Genomic DNA, 2,714 nt, shown 5'->3' with positions numbered 1-2,714 from the left:
GCGCGGGGGGGGGGGGGGGGGGGGGGGGGGTGGGGGGGGGGGGGGGGGGGGGGGGGGGGGGGGGGGGGGGTGGGGGGGTACGGGGGGGCGCGGCTGGCCCGGGGGGCCAACCGCAACCGCTGACGCCTGCGCCTGGGCCTACCCCTGCGCCTGCACCTACGCCTGGGCCTACACTCGCGCCGACGGCTGGGCCCACACCCGTACCGGCGCCGGCACCCGCACCGGGCGCGCCCCCCGCGCCGATCGCTCCCCTCGACGACCCCGCCACGCTGGTGCGCCGCGACATCGTGCTGATCTTCGCGGTGCAGATCGACACGGTGCCGGCGGCTCCATACGTCGCGGGGCCGTTGGTGCGCTGGTGGCGGCGCGGGGGCAACGACGTGGACTCGTCCACCGCGCGCCGGGTGAACTACACCGACCCGCGGCTGGTGCCGCTGCTGTGGGGGCCGGAGGTGCGCTGGCACCGGGAGGTGGGTGGGGCGGGGGCGGCGCCGCACGGGTTTCGGCTCAGCGCCGTGGAGTTGGTGCGGCTGAACGAGTCCGTTCTCGGCATGTTCGGGCGGATGGGGGTGCGCCCGGCGGCCAACGGGGTGGTGCTGCTGCACGGCAGCCTGCCCGCCGTACCGCCGGCGGGCCTGGCCCGGGCGCTGCGGAACTGCACGTACGTCGATCCGTACCACGCGGACGGCGCTTACCGTGACTGGGTCGCCAGCCAGTTGCCGCCGGGCTGCCGGCTCCCCAGCACCGAGCGCGAGGCCGTGCACTGCACGCTCGTCACCGCACGGGGCCATCTGCCCATGCTCAACCACCGCCCGGAGGACGAGAGTTGGTCGGCCATCGACCAGTGGCTGTGGCAGCTCAACCAGGCGATGGTCTATCCGCCCGGCCCTGAGGCGCGCGAGGAGTTGGCGGAGTTGCGGTTCCCGCTGCCCAGTGACGTGCGCGCGGTGCTCGGGCAGCGCGGCCTGGTCCTGGTGGGCAGCACGCCCGACTCGGGGCCCGATGACCTCGCCAACTACTACAACAGCGCCACCCACCACCTGCACACCCTGTACGCGGACGCGCTGGCCCTGGGGCGGTTGCAGCAGATCGTGCTGGGCGCCTTCGGGAGCGAGGTCGCGCGGCTCGGCGAGGCGGAGCCGCGGCAGCGGGTCATCGCCCAACTGGAGCGCGACCTGTTGGTGTTCCGGCGCGGCTACCTGGCGGCCGACTTCGGCCGGCAGGCCACCGTGGGCGGGGTGCTGCGCAGATGGAAGGAGAGTGCGCGGCTGCCGGACGAGGTGCAGACGCTCAAGGAGGACCTGGGCGAACTCTCCCGCCAGGTGCTCTCCGCCGAGACGGAGACCAGCAACGCCATACTGGGCCTCTTCGCCGCCGTCGGCCTGCCGCTCAGTGTGGGGCTCGGCATCTGGCAGGGCCTCCCGGGCTCCGGCGCCGCCGCACTGGGTCGGACCCTGGCCATCACCGGCGTGGCCACCGTGCTGCTCCTCATCGCCTTCCCCGGCCTGCGCCGACTCGCGGTGGACCTGTTCCGGCGGGGGCGGAGCCGGTGAGGGGCGGGGCGGGGGCGGGTTCAGCGAGGGGCGGAGTAGGGCTGGTGAGGGGCTGGCGGTGGGGTGGCGTCGCGCCCGCGTATGCGCGTGTGGCCGCGTCCGGGTACGCGCGCGTGCCTGCGCATGGCCTCGTGCCCGCGCCCGCCCGCCGTCCCGCAGCCGAGCCCGCACGCGCGCACGCGCACGTACCGCCGAGCGACTTCGGGCCCACGTACGCTCGCCGTCCCGCAGCCGACCCCGCACGCGCGCACGCGCACGTACCGCCAGGTTTCTTCGGTCCCACGTACGGCCCCACACCCCCGGCCGGCCCCGCGCCCGCGTACGCGCACGTACCCCCCTGCCCACCGGCCGGCAGGTCGGCGTCCCAACGCCGCTGCCACCGCCACACCGGAGGTGCGTTCCGATGACCGCCGCCTACTGCTGGCCGCCGCGGCACGCGCCCGGGTTCCCGCCGGACTGTGCGGATGCGGGGGACGTGCTCGCGCACTTCGCCGGCGGGGAGGGGCGGGCCGCCACGGTGGTCGTCGTCACCAGTGCGCTGCGGGCCAGCGTGGAGGACTGCGGGGACCACGAGGCGGGGCTCGACCGGGTGCGCCGCAGCCTGGCCGGGATCGGGCGGGCCGCGGGGGCCGCCTGGCATCCCGCGTACTACGGCAAGGACCTGGTGCTGGTACGGGCCGTCGAACACGGGCCGCAGGCGCCCGCGCCCGTGCCGCTGACGGCCGGCGACGGCGCGGTGCGGCACGGCTGGGCGTGGGAGCACGTGCCGCTGACCGGCGGCGCCGGCGCGCGCCGTACCGCGCTGCTGCGGGCCTGTTACGCCGCCGCGATGGCCGCCAGGCTGCGCCGCGACCGGCCGGACCCGGCCCGGCACCGGGCCGCCGAGGCGCTGGCCGAGGTGCCGGAACTGCTCGCGCCGCCGGCCGCAGCGGCGCTCCTCGCCGGTGTGCTCGTACGGCCGTTGGACGGGCATCCGGCCCGGCCGGGGGCGGGCGACGGGGAGGACCCGCGGCTGCCCGGGGTGCCGTCAGCCGACGGGCTCGCGGCGTGGGTGCCGCCCCCCGGCGGCGGGGGGGGTTCGGGGGGCCGCCGGGCCCGGCCAGCGGGGGGGGCCGGCGGCCCCCGGGGCGCCCGCCCCCCCGGGGCCCCGCGCCCCCCCCC

General features: G+C 78.0%; 1 protein-coding gene and 1 pseudogene. Both read left to right on the top strand.

Annotation, left to right across the window (positions count from 1 at the left end; genetic code table 11):
• The first annotated feature begins 272 nt into the window (after nucleotides 1–272).
• Complete coding sequence (locus AAHZ94_RS32285; RefSeq protein ID WP_349997264.1) at nucleotides 273–1,553, top strand: hypothetical protein; 1,281 nt, start codon at nucleotides 273–275, stop codon at nucleotides 1,551–1,553.
• Nucleotides 1,554–1,956: 403 nt separating this feature from the next.
• Nucleotides 1,957–2,714, top strand: a pseudogene (locus AAHZ94_RS32280) (hypothetical protein); the annotation flags it as partial.

Origin of the sequence: Streptomyces sp. HSW2009 (genome assembly GCF_040240285.1) — a bacterium.
Taxonomy (GTDB): Bacteria; Actinomycetota; Actinomycetes; order Streptomycetales; family Streptomycetaceae; genus Streptomyces.
This window is presented reverse-complemented; position numbering and strand designations above follow the sequence as displayed.